Raw genomic sequence first — 19,545 nt, forward strand, 5'->3', positions numbered from 1 at the left:
TTGCAACATCGGGAGATTTCGGCTGGTGTCAGCCGGACGGGGCAGGGCGCGGGTACATGGTGTCGAACCTGTTGTTATTGGTTTTGTGGGTCGAATGGTGCGGGGCGCGAGTGGCGCGGTTCAATCGCTGAAAGCGGGTTCCGGGCGATTATCGAACGCAAGATGAGCGGGCAACAAAAAGCCCACCGAATGGTGGGCTTTTTGTTTATCGCGAGACGATCAGAACAACTTCATCTTCGGCGCTTCTTCTTTCAGCGGCTCGTTCTGCGCGGTTTGCGCATTCCAGCCACCACCCAGTGCCTTGTACAGGTTGACCGCGCTGGTCAGCTGCGCGAGGCGGTCGGTGATCAGGGCCTGTTGGGCGCTGAACAGCTGACGCTGGGCATCGAGGAAGGTCAGGTTGCTGTCGACGCCGATGCGATAGCGACGCTCGGCCAGACGGTAGTAGTCCTGGTTCGCGGCGACGAAATCACGCTGGGCCTGCAGCTGCTCGGTGTAGGTCTGGCGTGCGGCCAGGCCGTCGGCGACTTCCTGGAAGGCCGTTTGAATGGACTTCTCGTAGTTCGCCACGCCAATGTCCTTCTGGATCTTGGCGTAGTCGAGGCTGGCGCGCAGGCTGCCGGCGTTGAAGATCGGCAGGTTGATCTGCGGCTGGAACAGCCAGGTGCCCGAACCGCCCTTGAACAGGCCGGACAGGTCCGGGCTCAGGCTGCCCGCGTTGGCGGTCAGGCTGATGCTCGGGAAGAACGCTGCACGGGCGGCGCCGATGTTGGCGTTGGCCGCCTTCAGGTTGTATTCGGCCTGAAGGATGTCCGGACGACGTTGCAGCAGATCCGACGGCAGACCGGCCGGCACATCGCTGAGCAGGTCATCCGACAGCGGTTTGGCCGCTTGCAGGTTGGCCGGCACGCCAGTACCGAGCAGCAGGGTCAGGCTGTTTTCGTCCTGGGCCACCTGGCGGGTGTAACGCGCCAGTTGGGCACGGGCGTTCTCGACCGAAGTGCGTGACTGCGCCAGGTCCAGTGCCGAGGCCACACCGACTTCGTTGCTGCGGCTGGTCAGCTTGTAGCTTTCCTCGAAGGCACCGAGGGTGTCTTGAGTCAGCTTCAGCAGTTCCTTGTCGGCCTGCCAGGTCAGGTAGGCGTTGGCCACGCTGGCCACCAGGCTGATCTGGGTGCTGCGGCGCGCTTCTTCGGTGGCGAAGTATTGTTGCAGCGCTTGCTCGCTCAGGCTGCGAACCCGACCGAACAGGTCGAGCTCGTAGGCGCTGATGCCGACGGTAGCAGTGTAGGAACTGGTGATGTTCGCTTCACCGGTCTGCGATGCACGGGCCGGAACCCGCTGACGGCTGCCGCTGGCATTGGCCGAAACCGCCGGGAACAGATCGGCACGCTGGATGCGGTATTGAGCCGCGTAGGCGTCGATGTTCAGCGCCGCGACGCGCAGGTCGCGGTTGTTTTCCAGGGCAACCTGGATCAGCTGTTGCAGGGCAGGGTCATGGAAAAACTGCTTCCAACCCTGTTCGGCAGCGGCCTGCGCCGGTGCCTGGGCCGGCGAGTACGCCGGGCCCTGCGGGAATTGCGCGGCCACCGGTGCTTCAGGCTGCTGATAATCCGGTATCAGCGAGCAACCGCTCAGCACGAAGGCGGCGACTGCGATGGAGAGTAGCGACTTGCTCATTGGCCAGCCTCTTTAGGAGTTTCTTTGGTGTCATCCTCGCCAGCGATTTTGCGCTGACCCATGGACGACACAGTGACGAAGAACAGTGGGACCCAGAAGATCGCCAGGATCGTGGCCGTGAGCATACCGCCAATCACGCCAGTACCGATCGCGTGTTGACTGCCCGAGCCGGCGCCGGTGGAGATGGCCAACGGTACTACACCGAGGACGAACGCCAGCGAGGTCATGATGATCGGTCGCAGACGCATGCGGCAGGCTTCGATCGCCGCATCGCGCAGACTGCGCCCTTGCTCGTGCAGCTCCTTGGCGAACTCGACGATCAGAATGGCGTTTTTAGCCGCCAGACCGATGGTCGTCAACAGTCCCACCTGGAAGTACACGTCGTTCGACAGACCGCGCAGGCTGGTGGCCATCAGTGCACCGATGATCCCCAGTGGCACCACGAGCATGACCGCGATCGGGATCGACCAGCTTTCATACAGCGCCGCCAGACACAGGAACACCATCAGCAACGAAAGAGCGTACAGCGCTGGCGCTTGCGAGCCGGACAGACGTTCCTCGTAGGACAGGCCGGTCCAGGAGATACCGACACCTGGCGGCAGCTTGGCGGCGATCGCTTCGACTTCGGCCATCGCTTCACCGGTGGAGTAACCCGGCGCCGGAGAACCGAGGATCTCCATCGCTTCTACACCGTTGTAACGCGCCAGTTTCGGCGAACCGTAGATCCACTCGCCCTTGGCGAACGCGGAGAACGGAACCATGGTGCCGGCGCTGTTGCGCACGTACCACTTCTTCAGGTCTTCAGGGCTCATGCGAGCACCGGCCTGACCTTGCACGTACACCTTCTTCACACGGCCACGGTCGATGAAGTCGTTGACGTAGCTACTACCGAAGGAGATCGACAGGGTGCTGTTGATGTCGGACAGGCTCAAGCCCAGGGCACGGGCCTTCTCGTCGTCGATTTCCAGGTGGTATTGCGGCTCGTCGTTCAGACCGTTCGGACGCACCTGGTAGAGCACCTTGCTCTTCGCGGCCATGCCGAGGAACTGGTTACGGGCTTCCATCAGCTTGTCGTGACCGATACCGGCGCGGTCTTGCAGGAACACGTCGAAACCGGTGGCGTTACCCAACTCCAGTACGGCCGGCGGAGCAAAGGCAAACACCATCGCGTCGCGGAAACTGAAGAAGTGTTGCTGGGCACGCTGAGCCAGGGCAAATACGCTGTCGTTCGCACCACGCTCGTGCCATGGCTTGAGCATGATGAACGCCAAACCCGAGCTCTGACCGCGGCCGGCGAAGTTGAAGCCGTTCACGGTGAATACCGAGGCTACCGAACTGGATTCTTTATCCAGCAGGTAGGAACGCATTTCGTCGATCACCACCTGAGTGCGCTCGGCACTGGAACCGGCCGGAGTCTGCACCTGGGCGAACAGTACACCCTGGTCTTCTTCCGGCAGGAACGCCGTCGGAATGCGGGTGAACAGCCAGATCATGCCGACCACGATCAACAGGTAGGCCAACAGGTACGGCGCCTTGCGCTGCAGGATGTTGCCGACACCGCGCTCGTAGCTGCGCACGCTGCGGTCGAAGTTGCGGTTGAACCAGCCGAAGAAACCTTTTTTCGGCGTGCCGTGCTCGCCTTTCGGAATCGCCTTGAGCATGGTTGCGCAGAGCGCCGGGGTGAAGATCAGTGCAACCATTACCGACAGGGCCATGGCCGAGACGATGGTGATCGAGAACTGACGGTAGATCACACCGGTGGAGCCGCTGAAGAACGCCATCGGCAGCAGTACCGCCGACAGTACGAGGGCGATACCGACCAGTGCGCCCTGGATCTGGCCCATGGACTTCTTGGTCGCTTCCTTCGGTGACAGGCCTTCTTCGGCCATCACCCGCTCGACGTTTTCCACCACGACGATGGCGTCGTCCACCAGCAAGCCGATGGCCAGCACCATACCGAACATGGTCAGGGTGTTGATGCTGAAACCGGCGGCCGCGAGGATGCCGAACGTACCGAGCAATACCACCGGCACGGTCATCGTGGTGATGACGGTGGCGCGGAAGTTCTGCAGGAACAGGAACATCACCAGGAACACCAGCGCGATCGCTTCGACCAGGGTTTCAACCACACCCTTGATCGATTCGGTCACCACCGGGGTGGTGTCGTACGGGAACACCACTTCCATGCCTGGCGGGAAGAACGGCTTGAGTTCATCAATCGTCTTGCGCAGGGCTTTGGCGGTGTCGAGGGCGTTGGCGCCGTTGGCCAGTTTTACCGCCAGACCGGAAGACGGTTTGCCGTTGAACTGGGCCGAGATGGTGGAGTTTTCACCACCCAGACCAACGTCGGCGACATCGCCGACACGCACTTGCGAACCATCCTGGTTGACCTTAAGCAGAATCGCCTTGAACTGCTCGGCCGTCTGCAGACGGGTCTTGCCGATGATCGTGGCGTTCAGTTGCTGGCCTGGCAGCGCCGGCAGACCACCGAGCTGACCGGAGGAGATCTGTACGTTCTGCGCCGAGATCGCGGCGCTGACATCGGCCGGGGTCAGGTTGTACTTGTTCAGCTTGGCCGGGTCGAGCCAGATGCGCATTGCGTACTGGGCACCGAAGACCTGGAAGTCACCGACACCGGCGGTCCGGGAGATCGGGTCCTGCATGTTCGACACGATGTAGTTGGACAGGTCGTCCTTGGACATGCTGCCGTCACTGGAAACCACGCCGATCACCAGCAGGAAGTTCTTCACTGCCTTGGTCACGCGGATACCCTGTTGCTGCACTTCCTGCGGCAACAGCGGGGTGGCCAGGTTCAGCTTGTTCTGGACCTGAACCTGCGCGGTGTCGGAGTTGGTGCCTTGCTCGAAGGTCGCGGTGATGGTCATGCTGCCGTCGGAGTTACTTTCCGACGACACATAACGCAGGTTGTCGATACCGTTGAGCTGTTGCTCGATCACCTGGACCACGGTGTCCTGGACCGTCTGTGCCGAAGCACCCGGGTAGGTCACGGAAATCGCAATGGCCGGTGGCGCAATGCTCGGGTACTGGTTGATCGGCAACTTGAGGATCGATAGAGCCCCGACCAGCATGATCACCAGGGCAATTACCCAGGCGAAAATCGGACGGTCGATAAAAAATTTCGACATGAGTTACTCCCCTTTGCCGCCGTAGGCTTTGTCAGCTGCCTTGGCGGGTGCCGGGTTCTTGGCTACGTTGGTCGCTTCGGTCGGATTGACCTGAACACCCGGACGCACGAATTGCAGCCCTTCGGTGATCAGGCGATCGCCGGCTTTCAGGCCGTCTTCGATCAGCCACTGGCTGCCGACGGTGCGGCTGGCCTTGAGCTGACGCAGCTCGACCTTATTGTCCGCACCGACGACCAGAGCGGTCGGGGTGCCCTTGAGGTCACGGGTCACGCCTTGTTGCGGCGCCAGGATGGCGGCGGCGTTGACACCGGCCTGCAGCTGGGCGCGCACGAACATGCCTGGCAACAGGGTGTGATCCGGGTTAGGGAACACGGCGCGCAGGGTCACGGAGCCGGTGGTCGGGTCGACCGACACTTCGGAGAATTCCAGCTTACCGTCGAGCTTGTACTGGCTGCCGTCTTCCAGGGTCAGTTTGACCGCAGCGGCGTTGTCGCCAGCCTTCTGCAGGCGACCGCTTTCCAGTTCACGGCGCAGCTCCAGCAGTTCGACCGAGGACTGGGTAACGTCGACGTAGATCGGGTCCAGTTGCTGGATGGTCGCCATCGCATCGGCCTGACCGCTGCTGACCAGCGCGCCTTCGGTCACCGAAGAGCGACCGATACGCCCGGAGATCGGTGCGTAGACCTTGGTGTAACGCACGTTGATCTGCGCGCTCTGCAGCGAGGCTTCCGATTGCAGGCGGTTGGACACGGCCGTGTCGTATTCCTGGCGGCTCACGGCCTGCTCGTCGACCAGTTGCTTGTAGCGGTCGGAGATCGACTTGGTCGAACGCAGGTTGGCTTCGGCGCTTTTCAGGGTCGCTTCATAGACCGACGGATCGATCTGATACAGCTGCTGGCCGGCTTTGACATCGCCGCCTTCCTTGAACAGACGCTTGAGAATGATGCCGTTGACCTGCGGACGGACTTCAGCGATGCGGAACGCACTGGTGCGGCCCGGAAGTTCCGACGTCAGGGTAAAGGCTTGTGGTTGCAGGGTGACGACGCCGACCTGAGGAGGTGGTGCGGCGGGAGCCGCCTCTTCCTTTTTACATCCGCTGAGCAGCGATGCCAGGGCGACGGCAGTGACCAGAGCGGTAACAGCTGGCTTGAATTGCATGAAGATCCTCGGGTCAGGCGCGCGAAAAGCGCACAAGAAGTGTGGAAGGGTAAAAAAAGGTTACCGGGTGGATAAGTAGCTTGCTAAGGAATATACTTACGTTCATGGTTGTTTGTAAACACCTTGGCTGCGTACCCAACCGGTTACAAAGGTCGTGGCAAGGTCTGAAATTGTAGGCCGGGGGAGTCGATCCGCGAGAGATCCACCCCTTTTTATTCAGCGGATATTCAGCCATCCCTGAAACATCCTGTTTGAGGTTTTACTGCCATGGTTCGTCGCACCAAAGAGGAAGCTCAGGAAACGCGAAGCCAGATTCTGGAAGCCGCCGAAAAAGCTTTCTTCGAGAGGGGAGTGGCCCGCACCACGCTCTCCGATATCGCGAGCCTGGCCGGCGTGACGCGGGGTGCCATCTATTGGCACTTCAGCAACAAGGCCGATTTGCTGCAGGCGATGCTCCATACGCTGCACGAGCCGCTGGATGAACTGGCCAAGGCCAGCGAAAGCGAGGACGAACCCGACCCGCTGGGCTGCATGCGCAAGCTGCTGATTCATTTGTTTCATCAAGTTGCGCTGGACCCGAAGACCCGGCGTATCAACGAAATTCTGTTTCATAAGTGCGAGTTCACCGATGAAATGTGCGACCTGCGCCAACAGCGCCGGACCGCCAGCCTCGATTGCAATGTGCGGATCGCGCTGACATTGAGTAATGCGGTCAATCGTGGGCAACTGCCGGCGGACCTCGACACCGCCCGCGCTGCCATCAGCATTCACGCCTTTATCGATGGCATCCTGTATCAGTGGCTGCTGGCCCCGGACAGCTTCGAGCTGTACGCCGAAGCCGAGCGCTGGGTCGATACAGGGCTGGATATGCTGCGCTGGAGCCCCAGCCTGCGCAAATGAAACAAAATGCGTAATTGGATCAGGTTATGTCAACGAAGGAGGCGGATGAAGATCCCTGTTCGTTCGCCTCGCCGCAGTGGATTGCTTTTATATACCTCAACCCATCGAGTTGATACGTAGCGAACTACGTATTTTGTAGGGATTTTGTGTCAAACCTGTGAGCGATTCGCGAACCCCGCGCCCAATAAAAAGCCCCCGGCTCTCACGAGTCGGGGGCTTTTTGCGTTTCTGCGCTGCGATTTACAGCGTCGGGTAGTCGAGGTAACCAACTGCGCCTTTGCCGTAGAAGGTTTCCGGGTGCGGCTGGTTCAGCGGCGCGTCGGCCTTCAGACGGGCCGGCAGATCCGGGTTGGCGATGAACGGGATGCCGAATGCCACGGCGTCAGCCTTGCCCTCGGCCAGCCACGCGTTGGCGCTGTCCTTGGTGAAGCGCTCGTTGGCGATGTACGCGCCGCCGAAGGCTTCTTTCAGTTGCGGGCCGAGGCTGTCGGCACCTTCTTTCTCGCGGGAGCAGATGAAGGCGATGCCACGCTTGCCCAGTTCGCGGGCGACGTAGGTGAAGGTCTCGGCCAGGTTGTCGTCGCCCATGTCATGGGAGTCGGCACGTGGTGCCAGGTGTACACCGACACGGCCGGCGCCCCAGACTTCGATGGCGGCGTCGGTCACTTCCAGCAGCAGGCGGGCACGGTTTTCCAGGGAGCCGCCGTAGTTGTCGGTGCGCTGGTTGGTGCTGCTTTGCAGGAACTGGTCGAGCAGGTAGCCGTTGGCGCCGTGGATTTCCACGCCGTCAAAACCGGCGGCCTTGGCGTTTTCCGCACCGACGCGGTAGGCGTCGACGATGTCGGCGATTTCAGCGGTTTCCAGCGCGCGTGGGGTCGGGAAGTCGGCCAGAGGGCGAACCAGGCTGACGTGGCCTTTAGGCTGGATGGCGCTCGGTGCAACCGGGGTTTCGCCGTTCAGGTACGACGGGTGGGAAATCCGCCCGACGTGCCACAGTTGCAGGACGATCTTGCCGCCGGCGGCGTGAACAGCCTTGGTCACGTTGGTCCAGCCGCGCACCTGATCGTTGGACCAGATGCCCGGGGTGTCCGGGTAGCCGACGCCCATCGGGGTCACCGAGGTGGCTTCGCTGAGGATCAGGCCGGCGGAGGCGCGTTGTACGTAGTACTCGGCCATCAGCGCGTTCGGTACGCGGCCTTCGTCGGCGCGGCAGCGGGTCAGCGGCGCCATGATGATGCGGTTGGACAGCTCGAGGTCGCCCAGTTTGATCGGATCGAAAATTGTTGCCATGAGATACAACCCTCGTGAAGTAAGTGAGTGAATCAGTTAGCGGTGGCCAGCTCGGGATTACCGTTCCGGCGGAATGTGATCAGGGTGACCAGCAGGGCGAGGATCGCGAGTGCTGCGGCAGCAAGAGGCACGCTGGTCAGGCCGTAGCCGTGGGCGATGACGCTGCCGCCGACCCAGGCGCCCAAGGCGTTGCCGACGTTGAAGGCGCCGATGTTCAGGGTCGACACCAGGTTCGGTGCGGCCTGGCCGTAGGTCACGACGTTCACTTGCAGGGCAGGCACGGCGGCGAAACACGCGGTGGCCCAGAGGAACAGGGTGATTTCGGTGGGGATCAGCGCGACGCTGGTCCAGGTCAGGACGGTGGAGGTCACGGCCATGGCGATGAACACGCCGATCAGCGTCGCGGCCAGGCCTTTGTCGGCCATCTTGCCGCCGATGATGTTGCCGACGGTCAGGCCCAGGCCGATCAACATCAGGGTCCAGGTCACGCCACGGGGCGAGACGCCGGTGACATCGCCCAGCAGCGGCGCGACATAGGTGAACAGGGTGAATACCGACGCAGCGAACAGTGCAGTCATGCTCAGCGACAGCCAGATCCCGGCGCCCTTGAGCGCAGCCAGTTCGGCGCGCATGTCGAGTTTTTCTTCGTCACGCTTGGCCGGCAGGAAGCGGATCAGGCCGATCAGCGCGATCACACCAATCACGGTCACTGCCCAGAAGGTCGAACGCCAGCCGGCTTCCTGACCGAGTGCGGTGCCCAGCGGCACACCCAGCACGTTGGCGAGGGTCAGGCCGGTGAACATCAGGGCCACGGCCGAAGCGCGTTTGTTCGGCGCCACCAGGTTGGCCGCGACCACCGAACCGATGCCGAAGAACGCACCGTGGCACAGGGCGGTGACCACTCGGGCGAACATCAGCACCTCGTAGTCAGTGGCGATGGCGCAGAGCAGGTTGCCGATAATGAAGATGCCCATCAACGCCACCAGTGCAGCCTTGCGCGGCAGTTTGGCGGTGGCCATCGCCATGAACGGTGCACCGATGGCCACGCCCAGGGCGTAACCGGTCACCAGCCAGCCGGCGCCGGGGATCGACACGCCGAGATCCGCCGCCACATCGGGTAACAGGCCCATGATGACGAATTCCGTGGTGCCGATGGCGAAGGCGCTCAGGGCGAGTATGAGGAGCGAGAGGGGCATCATTTAGTCCTTTTCGGCTGGCTGACGTTAAGGGTCAGAGCTCTTTACTGAGGGTGCTGAGGAACGCCTGGATCACGTCCTCGTTGCGTTTGAAAAAGTGCCACTGACCGGCCTTCTGGCTGCTGATCAGCCCGGCCCGTTGCAGGGTGGCCAGGTGGGCGGAGACGGTCGATTGCGACAGGCCGCAGCGTTGGTCGATCTGCCCGGCGCAGATGCCGTACTCGTGGTTGTGGATCTGTTCCGGAAACTGGGCTTTCGGGTCTTTCAGCCAGTTGAGGATGTCTCGCCGTACTGGGTGTGCCAGGGCTTTTATTATTTCGTCGAGGTCAATGTTCATGGCTGGTTGCTCGTGATGTGTGTAGCGCTATATCGCGATGAGGCGAACTTTAAATCGGTATTTCGCGATATACCAATATGAATTCGATCTGACGACCGCATAAATCGGTATATCGGGTTATAACGATATGTGAGGTGTAAACAAACGCGGGCGCGGTGCTAAGCTGCGCCCATGAACTATCTCGCACATTTGCACCTCGGTGGCCAGCGCCCCGGTCAACTGCTCGGCAGTCTGTATGGCGATTTCGTCAAGGGACGGCTGCAAGGGCAGTTCGACCCAGAGATCGAAGCGGCGATTGCCCTGCATCGTCAGATCGATGTGTTCACCGATCGCCACCCGTTGGTCGACGCTTCACTGGCGCGGTTTTCCACGACCCGCCGCCGTTATGCCGGCATCGTCCTCGACGTGTTCTTCGACCATTGCCTGGCCCGCGATTGGGCGTTGTACGCCGACCGGCCGTTGGGGCAATTCACCACCGACGTTTACCGCGTGCTGACCAGCGAGCGGCAATTGCCCGAGCGCCTGGCGAAGATCGCCCCGCACATGGTGGCCAATGACTGGTTGGGTTCGTATCAGGAATTCGAAGTGCTGGAACAGGTGCTGCGCGGGATTTCCCGGCGCCTGAGCAAACCCGAAGAACTGGCGGGGGCGATGCAGGAACTGCGGCGTCTGTATGAACCGCTCAGTGATGACTTTCGTTTGTTCTACCCACAGCTGCAGGACTTTGCAGGCCGGCAGCTGTAGGCAGATGAGGACGATCAGGCAGCGATCAGCTCGCCTGCACGACGCGGTTCGGCCGGTTTGGCCACCTCGCCGAACAATGCTTTCTGCACCGCTTGCTGGGCTTCGTACGCCAGTGCAGCGCGTTCCCGGCCCTGACAGGCAATCGGCTTGAGCAGGTGAACTTCCACCTCGCCGCAATCGTTGCTGAACAGACGCATCAGGTGTGACAGCAGATCATCGTCGCCAATGAACGGTGCCAGCGTGTCGATCTCGCCGTCACGCAGATAACGGATTGCCACCGGTTGCAGCATCACTTCCGAATCAATCGCCGCCGACAGCAGGCGACCATGAAAGGTACGCAGCGAGCGACCGTCGGTGGTGGTGCCTTCCGGGAACATCAGCAGCGGATGATCGGTTTGCAGGTGACGGGTCATCTGCTTGCGGATCAACTGGCTGTCGCCCGAACCGCGACGGATGAACAGGCTGCCGGCCTTTGCCGCCAGCCAGCCGGCCACCGGCCAGGTGCGCACTTCGGCCTTGGACAGAAACGACAGCGGCGTGAGCATGCCGAGCAGCGGAATGTCAGTCCACGACACATGGTTGCTGACCCACAGCATCGGCTGCTTCGGCAAGTCGCCGTGGACGGTTACGCGAAAGGGCAGGGCATTGCTCAGACGCGCCATGAAAAACCGCGACCAGCGCTGCCGGCGTTGCATCGAATGAGCCAGACCCAGACGTTCGAAAACCCCGAAGACACTGGCCATGCTCAGGCCCAGCGTCACCACCAGCAGCACCCGCGCAATCCGCGCGTACACCCGCAGCCGGCTCATCACACGGCCGCCTTGAAGTGCTTGGCGTAGCGCGGGCAGAGTTCGTCGCGCTTGAGCAGGATGAACACGTCGGCGACCTGGAAGTCTTCGTCCCAGCACGGCTCGCCGCAGATCTTCGCGCCCAGGCGCATGTAGGCCTTGAGCAGCGGTGGCATTTCGGCGATCACGTTCGAAGGAAGATCCAGCGTTGGCAGCGGATTCTTCGGTTCGGCGCGCAGGTGTTCGGTGCACAGATAACGTTCGCGCAGGCGCTGCATGATCGCGTGGGCCTGTACGCCGCCGTCCTGCATCGGGATGCTCGCGCAACCCATCAGGTAGCTGTAGCCGCCCTGATTGAGGACTTCGGCCAGTTCGCCCCAGAGTACGGCGATGGTGCCGCCGTTGCGGTAGGCCGGGTCGACGCAGGTGCGGCCGATTTCCAGAATCGGGCCTTGCAGACCGGCGAGGCCGTGCAGGCTGAATTCTTCTTCGCTGTAGAACTTGCCCAGGCTGCTGGCGGCGGTGTGATCGAGCAAACGAGTGGTCGCCACCAGGCGGCCGGTGTTCAGGTCACGCACGCCGATGTGGCTGCAGTGAACATCATAGTCATCCATGTCCAGACCCAGTTCCGCGCCTTTCAGCTTGGCGTTGAACTCGCCGCTGAACACGTTGAAACGCAAGGCCTGGGCTTGCTGCAAGGCCTCGGCGCCGATCAGGCGTTCGGCTTGCAGGCGGCGTTCATTGCCGGTGTCGCTGATGCGGGCGATCTGAGTCATTTGAATCTCCGTACGGGCCTTTAACCCGTCGTGGGTTACAGCCGATCGACTTTCTTTATGCAGCTGTGTTGTGCAAAGTCAGGCTATGTAGCCCCGGTGTCATCGCCATGAATGTTTGGTGATGCTTATATGACAGCCCACGAGGAGCCTCTGATGACCTGGTCGACCCTGCTTGAATGTCGCGAACGCCTGCCCGCCGTTGCCGATCTGGCGGAGGGTTTCGCCACGCTGTTGCATCAACTGGGCAGCGTCACGCCGTTCGAACTGGCGGTGGCGGGAGGGCGGCGGATGGCGACGCCGGGGCTGGCTTTTCTGGTGGGCTATCAGGCAGCGTTGCGCATGCTCTGGCCGAGCGCGCCACTGAGCCTGGGAGCGTTGTGTGCGACCGAACAGCGCAGCTTGCGCCCGGCGGACATGCAGACCCGGCTCACGGATTTGCGTCTCACCGGGCAAAAGGATTTCGTTACCGCAGGCGATGCGGCGGACTGGCTGTTGATCGCTGCCCGCAGTGAGCAACCCGGCGAATCACCGCGCCTGAGTCTGGCGGTGGTGTACCCCGGCGAATCCGGCGTGCGTGTGGAAAAACTCCCGGCGTTGCCGTTGATGCCGGACATCAGCCATGGCCGCTTGCACCTCGACGACGCCCAGTGCGAGCTGCTCGCCGGGGACGGTTGGGACGCTTACGTCAAACCGTTCCGCACCCTTGAAGATGTTTACGTGTTGAGCGCAATGACCGCATGGCTGTACGGCGTCGGTCAGGACAGCGGTTGGCCGCAGCCGCTGCAATTGCGCTTGCTGGCGCTATTGGCCGGTTGTGCGGAAGTCAGTCGCCAGCCGCCGAACAATCCCGCCGGGCATGTGTTGCTCGGTGGCTTGTTTGCCCAGTTCGACGGGCTCAAACCGGAAGTCGATCAGGCATTGCGCGACAGTCATCCTGAATGGGCCGCGATGTGGCAGCGCGACCAGGCACTGATGCAACTGGCAGCAGGCGCACGGGCCAAACGACTGGCCAAGGCGTTGGCAGCCAGCCAAAACACATCTGTCATGAACGCCGGCTAGTCTTGGCAGGTTCATTCCCAGAGCCGTCACCATGTTCAAAGGCCTGTCCCTGTTTCTGCTGCTGATCAGCTTCACGGTTCAGGCCGAGCAATGGCCGATGAGCAGTGGCCGACCGGTCCGAAAATCGCCGGCCCGGCCGTCGAGGCACTGGAGGCTTATGCCTTCCCGAGCCGCGACGACAACACCCGAAAGGGCATCCGCACCGATGCCTTGCTGGTGATCCGCGACGGCCAGCTCATCTACGAACGCTACGCCGCCGCGACCACCGCCGACACCCCGCACCTGACCTGGTCCATCAGCAAAAGCCTGATGGCCACGGTGTTTGGCGTGGCCTACGGCGAAGGCTTGTTCAAGCTCGATGATCCGGCGGCGAAGTTTTACCCGGTGCTGGAAAAACACCCGGCCATCAAAATCCAGGATCTGCTGCACTGGGCCTCGGGCATCGACTGGCAGGAAGACTACGAATACGCCCCGCTGAAATCCTCGGTGGTGGCGATGCTCTACACCCGTGGTCATCGCGACATGGCCGCCTTCACTGCCCATCACGACAGCTACGCGCCAGCGGGTCAGGCGTTCCGCTACTCCAGCGGCGACAGCAATCTGTTGGCGGCGGCACTGAAAACCATCGTCGGCCCGCAGCGCTATCCGGACTATCCATGGACAGCGCTTTTCGATCCGTTGGGCATCCGCCACGCTACCTGGGAAACCGATGCCACGGTCACTTTCGTCGCGTCTTCCTATGCTTACCTGACGGCCCGGGATCTGGCGCGAATCGGCCTGCTGATGGAACGGGACGGACGCTGGAACGACCGGCAGTTGTTGCCCAAGGATTGGGTCGCCTTCAACCGCCAGCCCTTCGCCGGATACAAGGCCCATCAGGACGAAGCCGTACCCGGCGGCCACTGGTGGCTCAATCGTCCGGCGGACGGCGCCGCCTCGCCGTGGCCCGACGCGCCGCCCGACACCTTCGCCGCCCTCGGCCATTGGGGCCAGGCGCTGTACGTGATCCCGAGCGAAAAACTGGTGATCGTGCGCTACGGCGATGACCGCGATGGCAGCTATCGCCACAACGAATTGCTCAAGCGCGTGCTCGCGGCGGTGCGGCCATGAAACTGTTCAGACGCATCCTGCTGGTGCTGCTGGTCGTACTGCTGGGCTGGGGCTGGCATGAACGGGAAAACCTGTGGGCCTTCCCCGACATCATCAGTGCCTACACCGCCAAGGAATACTGCTCGTGCCGCTACGTGATGCACAACGACGCCGAATACTGTCGGGGCTACGTCAAACAGTGGTTGCCCAGCGAATTGACCGATGACAGCACGCAAAAACTCGTCAGCGCCAGTGGCATGGGCCGTAGCAACAGCGCCCAATGGCAGGGCGAACGTCAGGGCTGTCGCCTCAAGCCCTGATCCGCAAAATCAACTACCGGTTTGCATCCCGGCTTCAGGCAGTTAAGGTTCGTGCAGGTTTATCGGCCCCACGAGTCTTCAATGTTCAACCGTTCTCTGTGCAACGCCTTCGCCGGCCTGTTGCTGGGCGCCGCCGCGCTGCCGGCCCAGGCCAACTGGTATCTGGACGGCGAGTCATCGCGGCTGTCGTTCGTCAGCACGAAAAACGCCAATATTTCCGAGGTGCAGCGCTTTCTGGTGTTGCACGGCAAGGTCGATCCCGATGGCCGCGCCGAAGTCGAGGTCGAGCTGGATTCGATCAACAGCGGCATTCCACTGCGCGACGAGCGCATGCGCAAGGAGCTGTTCCAGATCGAGCAATTCCCCGAAGCGACCATCACCACGCAAATCGACCTGCGCCCGATCAACGATCTGGCCCCCGGCGCGCAGCTTGAATTGCGCCTGCCGCTGACCGTCAACCTGCACGGCAAGCAACACGAATACCCCGCCGAACTGCTCGCCACGCGCCTCGATGACCGACGCTTTCAAGTGGTGACCCTGGAGCCGCTGGTGATCAGCGCCGAGGATTTCGATCTGCTGCCGGGCCTGGAAAACCTGCGCAACATGGCCGGCCTGTCGGCCATCAGTCTGTCGGTGCCGGTGGGTGCGGTGCTGATCTTCACGGCGCGCTGACATGCGCGGCGCAGTGTTCCCGTGGCGGGACGGCAATCGCTTCGAACTGTTGATCGATGGTCCGCAATTTTTCCCGCGCATGCTGGAGGAAATCGCCAGCGCTCGCGAGCAGATCGAACTGGAGCTGTATCTGGTGGAGGCCGGCGCCTGCGCCGAAACCGTGATTCAGGCGCTGGTGCTGGCGGCCGAGCGGGGCGTGCGGGTGCGTTGCCTGTTCGATGATTACGGCAGTCTCGCGCTCACCCTGACCTTGCGTCAGCGCCTGACCCTCGCCGGGGTCGAACTGCGTTTCTACAATCGCTTGAGCTGGCGGCGCTGGGTCGGCAATTTCTATCGCGATCACCGCAAGCTGCTGCTGGTCGATCAGCGTCTGGCGGTGGTCGGCGGCACCGGGCTCACCGACGAGTTCTGGCAGCCGGGCCACGACACCAGCGAATGGCACGAAGTGATGGTGCACATCACCGGCCCCCTGGTGCTCGACTGGCAACTGCTGTTCGACCGCCAATGGATTGCCAACCGCCACCGCCGCGCCTGGAAGCCTCACGCGAATTTCGGCCTGCCGCGATTGCCGCGCGTACCCGATACGGGCGAGGGCATGGGCCGTGTGGCCTATGCCGATGCCCGTCAGCATCGCGATATTCTGCAATCGCTGTTTCGTGCCCTGAACAGCGGCCAGAAACGCATCTGGCTGGCCACGCCGTACTTCCTGCCGACCTGGAAAATCCGCCGCTCCCTGCGCAAGGCCGCCGTCCGTGGCCTCGACGTGCGCCTGCTGTTGACCGGGCCGCGCACCGATCACCCGTCGGTGCGTTACGCCGGGCATCGCTACTACCCGCGCCTGCTCAAGGCCGGGGTGAAGATCTTCGAATACCAGCCGTGTTTCCTGCACCTGAAAATGGTGCTGGTGGACGATTGGGTGAGCATCGGTTCGTGCAACTTCGACCACTGGAATCTGCGCTTCAATCTTGAGGCGAACCTGGAGGCGCTGGATCCGTCATTGACGGCAGCGGTGGTGGCGAGTTTCGAGAAGGACTTTGGCCTGAGTCAGCAGGTGAGTCTGGAGGAATGGCAGCGCCGGCCGCTGTGGCGGCGGGTGAAGCAGCGGATCTGGGGGTGGGTGGATCGGGTGGTGGTCAACTTGCTGGACAGACGCGGCTAGTCGCTGCCCCAAAACAACTGTGGGAGCAAGCTCGCTCCCACAGGTTTTGCAGTGTGACTACTGTTACAGCAATTCAAAGCTCTGCTGCGTCACGTCCTGGGAGTCCAGGCCGATCTGCACGTTGAACTTGCCAGGCTCGGCCGCGTACTTGAGCTGGGCGTTGTAGAACTTCAGGTCATCTTCGCTGATGGTGAAGTGCACGACCTTCTGTTCGCCCGCCTTGAGCATGATTTTCTGGAAGTTCTTCAGCTCCTTGACCGGACGGATCATCGAACCGGTGACGTCCTGGATGTACAGCTGCACCACGGTTTCGCCGTCACGCTTGCCGGTGTTTTTCACCGTGACACTGGCGTCGAGCTTGCCGGTGGCGTTCAGGGTGGTCGACGACAGCGCCATGTCGCTCAGGGCGAAATCGGTGTAGCTCAGGCCGAAACCGAACGGGAACAGCGGCCCGGTGGTGTCATCGAAATACTGCGAGGTGTAGTTGCCCGGTTTGCCCGGCGTGAACGGCCGGCCAATGCTCAGGTGGTTGTAGTAGGTCGGGATCTGGCCCACGGAGCGCGGGAAGGTCACCGGCAGTTTGCCCGACGGGTTGTAGTCACCGAACAGCACGTCGGCGATGGCGTTGCCGCCCTCGGTGCCGCTGAACCAGGTTTCCAGGATCGCGTCAGCCTGTTCTTTTTCCTGAAGGATCGTCAGCGGACGGCCGTTCATCAGCACCAGCACCAACGGCTTGCCGGTGGCTTTCAGGGCGCGGATCAGCTCACGCTGGTTTTCCGGGATGTTCAGGTCGGTACGGCTCGACGATTCGTGGGACATGCCACGGGATTCGCCCACGGCCGCCACCACAATGTCGGCGTCCTTGGCGGCTTTCACCGCTTCGTCGATCAGCACGTTGGCCGGACGCGGGTCATCGACCACTTCCGGCGCATCGAAGTTGAGGAAGTTCAGGTAATCGAGGACTTTCTTGTCGCTGGTGATGTTGGCGCCACGGGCGTAGATCAGGTTCGACTTGTCGCCGATCACGTTGCTCATGCCGTCGAACAGGGTCACCGATTGAGCCGGACGACCGGCGGCGGCCCAGCTGCCCATCATATCGATCGGGGCCTTGGCCAGCGGGCCGACCAGGGCGACTTTCGCGGTTTTCTTCAGCGGCAGGGTTTCGTTCTGGTTCTTCAGCAGCACCAGACTGCGACGCGCCACTTCCCGGGCTTCGGCGCGGTGCAGTCGGCTGTCGGCGTAGGTGTCGGCCGGGTCGTCTTCAGCCTTGCCGATGCGCAGGTACGGGTCCTTGAACAGGCCCATGTCGTACTTGGCGGCGAGGACTTCGCGCACGGCGTTGTCGATGTCTTTCTGTTCGATCTCGCCGGACTTGAGCAGTCCCGGCAGTTCTTTGCCGTACAGGGTGTCGTTCATGCTCATGTCGATGCCGGCCTTGATCGCCAGCTTCGCCGCTTCGCGACCGTCGGCGGCCACGCCGTGCTTGATCAGCTCGAAGATCGCGCCGTGGTCGCTGACCGCGAGACCCTTGAAGCCCCACTCCTTGCGCAACAGGTCGTTCATCAGCCAGGTGTTGGCGGTGGCCGGGATACCGTTGATCGAGTTCAGCGCGACCATCACGCCACCGGCGCCGGCATCGATGGCGGCGCGGTACGGCGGCAGGTAATCCTGGTACATCTTCACCGGACTCATGTCGACGGTGTTGTAGTCGCGACCACCCTCGACCGCGCCGTACAGGGCGAAGTGCTTGACGCTGGCCATGATGCTGTCGGCCGCGCTCGGCGTGTCGCCCTGATAGGCCTTGACCATGACTTTGGCGATGCGCGAGGTCAGATAGGTGTCTTCACCGAAGCCTTCGGAGCTGCGGCCCCAGCGCGGGTCGCGGGAAATGTCGACCATCGGCGCGAATGTGATGTCGAGGCTGTCGGCTGCCGCCTCTTTGGCGGCGATGCGCCCGGACTGGCCGATGGCGTCCATGTCCCAGCTTGATGCCAGGGCCAGCGGAATCGGGAAAATCGTACGGTGACCGTGGATCACGTCGTACGCGAAAAACATCGGGATCTTCAGGCGGCTGCGCATCGCAGCGTCCTGCATCGGACGGTTTTCCGGGCGGGTGATCGAGTTGAACGTGCCACCGATGTTACCGGCGGCGATCTCTTTGCGGATCAACTCGCGGGGCATTTCCGGGCCGATACTGATCAGGCGCAACTGGCCGATCTTCTCGTCGAGGGTCATTTGTTTCATCAGGTTACTGATGAACGCGTCCTTGTTTTCCAGGGGTACCGGGGTCGTGGCGGCCAGTACCTGATGACTGGCCAGGCTGACGAACAGGCCCAGCAAACACAGCTTCTTCATGAATAGTTTTCTCAAGGGCCTAAACGGCGTTACAACGCCGGCCAGCCAAAATTTAGGGAGCGACTATTGTTGTTCGGGTGCTGATTCAAAAAACGACAGCCGAATGTACGTCGACAGTTTCGGCGACGTGATCGCGCAGGGCCTCTTTTTAGCCCATCGGCCCGCTGCAATCCAGTGGCGCGGGCGATTATGCCCCAAGAGCCGGTCCAGAAGGTTTCACGCGCGATCATTCATGAAATGTGCAAGGGAGCTCCCGAACGATGAATGTCAGTCCTGTCTACCGCTCGCGTTTGCAGGTCGCCACCTTGCTGGTGCTGGCCGCGTTGCTGACCGCCTGCGGCATCAACAACATTCCCACTCTCGACGAACAGGCCAAGGCCGCCTGGGGCCAGGTGCAGAACCAGTACCAGCGCCGTGCCGACCTGATCCCCAACCTGGTGGAAACCGTGAAGGGCTATGCCAAACACGAGGAGGCCACGCTGACGGCGGTGGTCGAGGCCCGGGCCAAAGCGACGTCGATCCAGGTCGATGCCAGTACCCTCGACAACCCGGAAAAACTCAAGCAATTCCAGCAGGCCCAGGATCAGCTGACCGGTGCCTTGAGCCGTTTGATGGTGGTGTCCGAACGTTATCCGGATCTCAAGGCCAACCAGAATTTCCTCGCCCTGCAGTCGCAACTTGAAGGCACGGAAAACCGCATCGCCGTGGCCCGCCGGGATTTCATTCTGGCGGTGCAGAAATACAACACCGAAATCCGCACCTTTCCCGGTCGTTTGTGGCACAGCGTGATGTACAGCGACCTGCCGATCCGTGAGACCTTCGAAGCCACCAGCCCCGGCGCGGACAAGGCCCCGGAAGTGAAGTTCTGACTCGGTG

The 19,545-nt window shown here is 61.9% G+C and carries 16 protein-coding genes and 1 pseudogene; 8 read left to right on the forward strand and 9 right to left on the reverse strand.

Translation table 11 applies throughout. The annotated features are described in order from the left end of the window. Positions 1-219: 219 nt before the first annotated feature. The 3 genes from emhC to emhA are packed head-to-tail and all read right to left on the reverse strand — an operon-like array spanning position 220 to position 5,984. Entirely contained in the window at positions 220-1,680 is a 1,461-nt protein-coding gene (gene emhC, locus CAG02_RS09555) for an efflux RND transporter outer membrane subunit EmhC (RefSeq protein ID WP_085712977.1), read from the reverse strand. Continuing rightward, positions 1,677-4,826 (reverse strand): efflux RND transporter permease subunit EmhB, encoded by a 3,150-nt coding sequence (gene emhB / locus CAG02_RS09560; RefSeq protein WP_085712978.1) that lies wholly within the window; start codon positions 4,824-4,826, stop codon positions 1,677-1,679. The genes emhC and emhB overlap by 4 nt, the downstream gene beginning before the upstream one ends. A 3-nt stretch (positions 4,827-4,829) precedes the next feature. After that, on the reverse strand, positions 4,830-5,984 hold the full coding sequence (gene emhA / locus CAG02_RS09565) for an efflux RND transporter periplasmic adaptor subunit EmhA (protein WP_085712979.1): 1,155 nt from the start codon (positions 5,982-5,984) through the stop codon (positions 4,830-4,832). 267 nt (positions 5,985-6,251) lie between these two features. On the opposite strand from emhA, the gene emhR reads away from it, so the two are divergent. Further along, positions 6,252-6,884, forward strand: coding sequence for an efflux system transcriptional repressor EmhR (gene emhR / locus CAG02_RS09570; protein WP_085712980.1), 633 nt, complete (start codon positions 6,252-6,254; stop codon positions 6,882-6,884). A 240-nt stretch (positions 6,885-7,124) separates the two neighbouring features. Here the strand turns inward: emhR and CAG02_RS09575 are convergent, their stop codons facing one another. From CAG02_RS09575 to CAG02_RS09585, 3 genes are read right to left on the reverse strand one after another with little or no spacing between them, the layout of a single operon-like run. Next, positions 7,125-8,174, reverse strand: a complete 1,050-nt coding sequence (locus tag CAG02_RS09575; RefSeq protein ID WP_085712981.1) for an alkene reductase — start codon at positions 8,172-8,174, stop codon at positions 7,125-7,127. Between the two features lie 32 nt (positions 8,175-8,206). Then, positions 8,207-9,370 carry an MFS transporter gene (locus CAG02_RS09580; protein WP_085712982.1) on the reverse strand — a complete coding sequence of 388 codons (1,164 nt, stop codon included), beginning with the start codon at positions 9,368-9,370 and terminating at the stop codon, positions 8,207-8,209. A gap of 34 nt (positions 9,371-9,404) precedes the next feature. Next, positions 9,405-9,707, reverse strand: a complete 303-nt coding sequence (locus tag CAG02_RS09585; RefSeq protein WP_007957866.1) for a helix-turn-helix transcriptional regulator — start codon at positions 9,705-9,707, stop codon at positions 9,405-9,407. A gap of 171 nt (positions 9,708-9,878) precedes the next feature. Between CAG02_RS09585 and CAG02_RS09590 the strand changes: the two genes are divergently transcribed. Next, entirely contained in the window at positions 9,879-10,451 is a 573-nt protein-coding gene (locus tag CAG02_RS09590; protein ID WP_085712983.1) for an ACP phosphodiesterase, read from the forward strand. Positions 10,452-10,465: 14 nt separating this feature from the next. Here CAG02_RS09590 and CAG02_RS09595 read toward each other — a convergent pair whose 3' ends face one another. Both CAG02_RS09595 and olsB read right to left on the reverse strand, forming a co-directional pair. Next, entirely contained in the window at positions 10,466-11,260 is a 795-nt protein-coding gene (locus CAG02_RS09595; protein ID WP_085712984.1) for a 1-acyl-sn-glycerol-3-phosphate acyltransferase, read from the reverse strand. Further along, on the reverse strand, positions 11,260-12,015 hold the full coding sequence (gene olsB, locus CAG02_RS09600; RefSeq protein ID WP_085712985.1) for an L-ornithine N(alpha)-acyltransferase: 756 nt from the start codon (positions 12,013-12,015) through the stop codon (positions 11,260-11,262). The genes CAG02_RS09595 and olsB overlap by 1 nt, the downstream gene beginning before the upstream one ends. Positions 12,016-12,168: 153 nt before the next feature. Here olsB and CAG02_RS09605 point away from each other — a divergent pair, with 153 nt between their 5' ends. The 5 genes and pseudogenes from CAG02_RS09605 to CAG02_RS09625 all read left to right on the forward strand — a co-directional run bounded on the left by CAG02_RS09605 (position 12,169) and on the right by CAG02_RS09625 (position 16,314). Further along, positions 12,169-13,074, forward strand: coding sequence for an acyl-CoA dehydrogenase family protein (locus CAG02_RS09605; RefSeq protein WP_085712986.1), 906 nt, complete (start codon positions 12,169-12,171; stop codon positions 13,072-13,074). A 31-nt stretch (positions 13,075-13,105) separates the two neighbouring features. After that, positions 13,106-14,184, forward strand: a pseudogene (locus CAG02_RS09610) (serine hydrolase domain-containing protein). After that, on the forward strand, positions 14,181-14,483 hold the full coding sequence (locus CAG02_RS09615) for an amidase (protein ID WP_085712987.1): 303 nt from the start codon (positions 14,181-14,183) through the stop codon (positions 14,481-14,483). Before CAG02_RS09610 ends, CAG02_RS09615 begins: the two are co-directional and overlap by 4 nt. A gap of 81 nt (positions 14,484-14,564) precedes the next feature. Further along, entirely contained in the window at positions 14,565-15,155 is a 591-nt protein-coding gene (locus tag CAG02_RS09620) for a YceI family protein (RefSeq protein WP_085712988.1), read from the forward strand. 1 nt (position 15,156) lies between these two features. Continuing rightward, the gene (locus tag CAG02_RS09625; RefSeq protein ID WP_085712989.1) at positions 15,157-16,314 is read left to right on the forward strand and encodes a phosphatidylserine/phosphatidylglycerophosphate/cardiolipin synthase family protein; all 1,158 of its coding nucleotides are present in this window, start codon (positions 15,157-15,159) and stop codon (positions 16,312-16,314) included. A 63-nt stretch (positions 16,315-16,377) separates the two neighbouring features. Here the strand turns inward: CAG02_RS09625 and bglX are convergent, their stop codons facing one another. Continuing rightward, positions 16,378-18,669, reverse strand: a complete 2,292-nt coding sequence (gene bglX / locus CAG02_RS09630) for a beta-glucosidase BglX (RefSeq protein ID WP_085712990.1) — start codon at positions 18,667-18,669, stop codon at positions 16,378-16,380. A gap of 260 nt (positions 18,670-18,929) precedes the next feature. On the opposite strand from bglX, the gene CAG02_RS09635 reads away from it, so the two are divergent. Continuing rightward, entirely contained in the window at positions 18,930-19,538 is a 609-nt protein-coding gene (locus tag CAG02_RS09635; protein WP_085712991.1) for a LemA family protein, read from the forward strand. Positions 19,539-19,545: the final 7 nt, after the last annotated feature.

Origin of the sequence: Pseudomonas sp. R43(2017) (assembly GCF_002112345.1) — a bacterium.
In the GTDB taxonomy this organism is placed as follows: domain Bacteria; phylum Pseudomonadota; class Gammaproteobacteria; order Pseudomonadales; family Pseudomonadaceae; genus Aquipseudomonas; species Aquipseudomonas kribbensis.